The organism is Ramlibacter sp. 2FC (genome assembly GCF_005503345.1).
In the GTDB taxonomy this organism is placed as follows: Bacteria; Pseudomonadota; Gammaproteobacteria; order Burkholderiales; family Burkholderiaceae_C; genus SCMQ01.
The window spans coordinates 1-2,858 of the sequence record NZ_SCMM01000116.1; the positions used below are offsets into that span (position 1 = coordinate 1).

3 protein-coding genes are annotated in these 2,858 nt (G+C 68.5%); 1 reads left to right on the forward strand and 2 read right to left on the reverse strand.

All coding sequences use genetic code 11. From position 1 onward, the window contains the following. The coding region (gene lptM / locus FFS10_RS22750; protein WP_137896875.1) for an LPS translocon maturation chaperone LptM at positions 1–163 on the reverse strand (163 nt) is incomplete at its 3' end. Between the two features lie 12 nt (positions 164–175). On the opposite strand from lptM, the gene cyaY reads away from it, so the two are divergent. Beyond that, on the forward strand, positions 176–505 hold the full coding sequence (gene cyaY / locus FFS10_RS22755; protein ID WP_137896876.1) for an iron donor protein CyaY: 330 nt from the start codon (positions 176–178) through the stop codon (positions 503–505). Here the strand turns inward: cyaY and FFS10_RS22760 are convergent. Further along, on the reverse strand, positions 502–2,858 hold a 2,357-nt coding region (locus FFS10_RS22760), incomplete at its 5' end, for a penicillin-binding protein 1A (RefSeq protein ID WP_249931396.1). The genes cyaY and FFS10_RS22760 overlap by 4 nt on opposite strands.

Below are 2,858 nucleotides of genomic sequence, written 5' to 3' on the forward strand. Positions count from 1 at the left end.
GTGCGAGGGCGCCGGGGATCAGGGTCTGGGGCAGGGTGGCGCGCTGGGCGGCGGCCGGCTCGGTGGGCAGGTACAGCGGTCCTTTCTGGCCGCAGCCGGACAGGACCACCGCGCCGGCGGCAAGGGCAAAGGCGCTGGCTAGAATTTGCGGACGCTTCAACATCCCGGAATTGTAATGACCGACCTCGAATTCATGGATCGCGCGGAACAGCTGCTGCGCGCGGTCGAGTCCACCTGCGACCGGATCAACGAACAGACCGACGCCGACATCGACAACCAGCGCGTGGGCGGCATGGTCACGCTCGTCTTCCCCAACGGCAGCCAGATCGTCGTCAACCTGCAAAAGCCGCTGCACGAGGTGTGGCTGGCGGCCCGCTCGGGCGGCTACCACTACAAGCAGGTCGACGGCCGCTGGACCGACACCAAGGGCCAGGGCGAGTTCTTCGAGCAGCTCTCGCGCGACGCCAGCGTCCAGGCCGGCGTGCCTTTGAGCTTCGCGCCCTAGTTCTTGAACAGGTCCAGGATGCGCCTGCGCTCGTCGGCGGGCGGCGTCGGTGCGGGCGCGGCAACGGCCGGGCTGCCATCCATGCCGCCCAGGCTGCTGATGCCCGAGCCGCGCGCGTATTCCTCGTAGAACCAGTCGCCGCCCACGTTCACCACGCCCTCGGGCAGCGGCGTCTCGGTCACGGGCACGCCGCGCAGCGCCGTTTCCATGAAGCCTATCCACACCGGCAGGCTGAGGCCGCCGCCGGTCTCGCGGTCACCGAGCTTGCGCGGCTGGTCGTAGCCCATCCAGACCACGGCGGTCAGGCTGGGCTGGTAGCCGGCGAACCAGGCGTCCATGGAGTCGTTGGTGGTGCCGGTCTTGCCGTACAGGTCGGGCCGCTTGAGCATGGCCTGGGCCCTGGCCGCGGTGCCCGAGCGCGTCACCTCCTGCAGCAGGCTGGACATCACGAAGGCGTTGCGTGCGTCGACCGCGCGCGCCTCCTCCTGCAGCTGGGGCTGCGGGGTCTCGACCAGCAGCTTGCCGCGCTGCTCGGTCACGCGCGCGATCAGGTAGGGGTTGACGCGGTAGCCGCCGTTGGCGAACACCGAGTAGGCGGTCGCCATCTGCATCGGCGTGACCGAGCCTGCGCCCAGGGCCATGGTCAGGTAGGCCGGGTGCTTGTCGGCCTCGAAGCCGAAGCGCGTGACCCAGTCCTGGGCGTTCTGCGCGCCCACGGCCTGCAGTATGCGGATCGAGATCATGTTCTTGGACTTGGCCAGGCCGCGGCGCAGCGTCATCGGGCCGTCGAAGCTGCCGTCGTAGTTCTTGGGCTCCCAGGGCTGGCCGCCGGTCACGCCGGCGTCGAAGAACAGCGGCGCGTCGTTGACCACGGTGGCCGGCGTGAAGCCTTTTTCCAGCGCCGCCGAGTAGATGAAGGGCTTGAAGCTGGAGCCCGGCTGGCGCCAGGCCTGGGTCACGTGGTTGAACTTGTTCTTCTCGAAGTCGAAGCCGCCGACCAGGGCGCGGATCGCGCCGTCGCGCGGGTCGATGGCGACGAAGGCACCCTCGACCTCGGGCAGCTGGGTGATCTCCCAGCCGCGCGGCGTCTTGACCACGCGGATCAGGGCGCCGCGCCGGATCTTGATCGCCGGCGCGGCCTTGTCCGACAGGCCCGACTGCACGGGACGCAGGCCTTCGCCGGTGATCTCTATGGCCTCGCTGTTGGGCCGCATCGCGATCACCTTGCGCGAACTGGCCTGCAGCACCACGGCCGACATCACGTCGCCGTTGTCGGGATGCTCGACCAGGGCGTCGTCGATCGCGTCCTCGGCTTCCTTGGGGTTGGCAGGCAGCTCGATGAACTTCTCGGGGCCGCGGTAGAACTGGCGGCGCTCGTAGTCCATGATGCCGCGCCGCAGTGATTGGTAGGCCGCCAGCTGCTGGTCGGACTTGAGCGTGGTGTAGACGTTGAGGCCGCGCGTGTAGGTCTCGTCGCCGTACTGGGCGTACATCAGCTGGCGCACGGTCTCGGCCACGTACTCGGCGTGCACGCGCGTGTTGTCCGGGCCCGAGCGCACGCGCAGCTCCTGGCTCTTGGCGGCCTGGGCCTGTTGCGGCGTGATGAAGCGGTTCTCCTCCATGCGCTCGATGATGTAGAGCTGGCGTGCACGCGCGCGCTTGGGGTTGGCGATAGGGTTGTAGGCCGAGGGCGCCTTGGGCAGGCCGGCCAGCATGGCGGCCTCGGCGATCGTGATGTCCTTGAGCGGCTTGCCGAAATAGGTCTCGGAGGCCGCGGCGAAGCCGTAGGCGCGGTTGCCCAGGAAGATCTGGTTCATGTAGATCTCGAGGATCTGGTCCTTGGTCAGCAGATGCTCGAGCTTGAAAGTCAGCAGGACTTCGTAGATCTTTCGCGTGTAGGTCTTCTCGGAGGAGAGGTAGACGTTGCGAGCCACCTGCATGGTGATGGTGGAGGCGCCCTGGCTCTTGAAGCGGCCCAGGTTGGCCAGCGCGGCGCGCGCCATGCCCAGGTAGTCGACGCCGCCATGCTGGTAGAAGCGCGCGTCCTCGATGGCCAGCACCGCGTCCTTCATGACCTGCGGGATCTCGGCGATCGGCGTCAGGCTGCGGCGCTCCTCGCCGAACTCGCCGATCAGCAGACCGTCGGCCGTGTAGACGCGCAACGGCAGCTTGGGCCGGTAGTCCGAGAGGTCGGAGACGTCAGGCAGGTTGGGGTAGGCCATGGCCAGCGCGACCGCGATCACCAGCAGCAGCGAGGTCAGTCCTGCCACCAGCAGGCCGCCTCCCCACAGCAGCAGCCGCGAAAGCCAGGTCTGCCAGGCTGGCCGCGATGCGGGCCTGGGGGCGCGTGGGG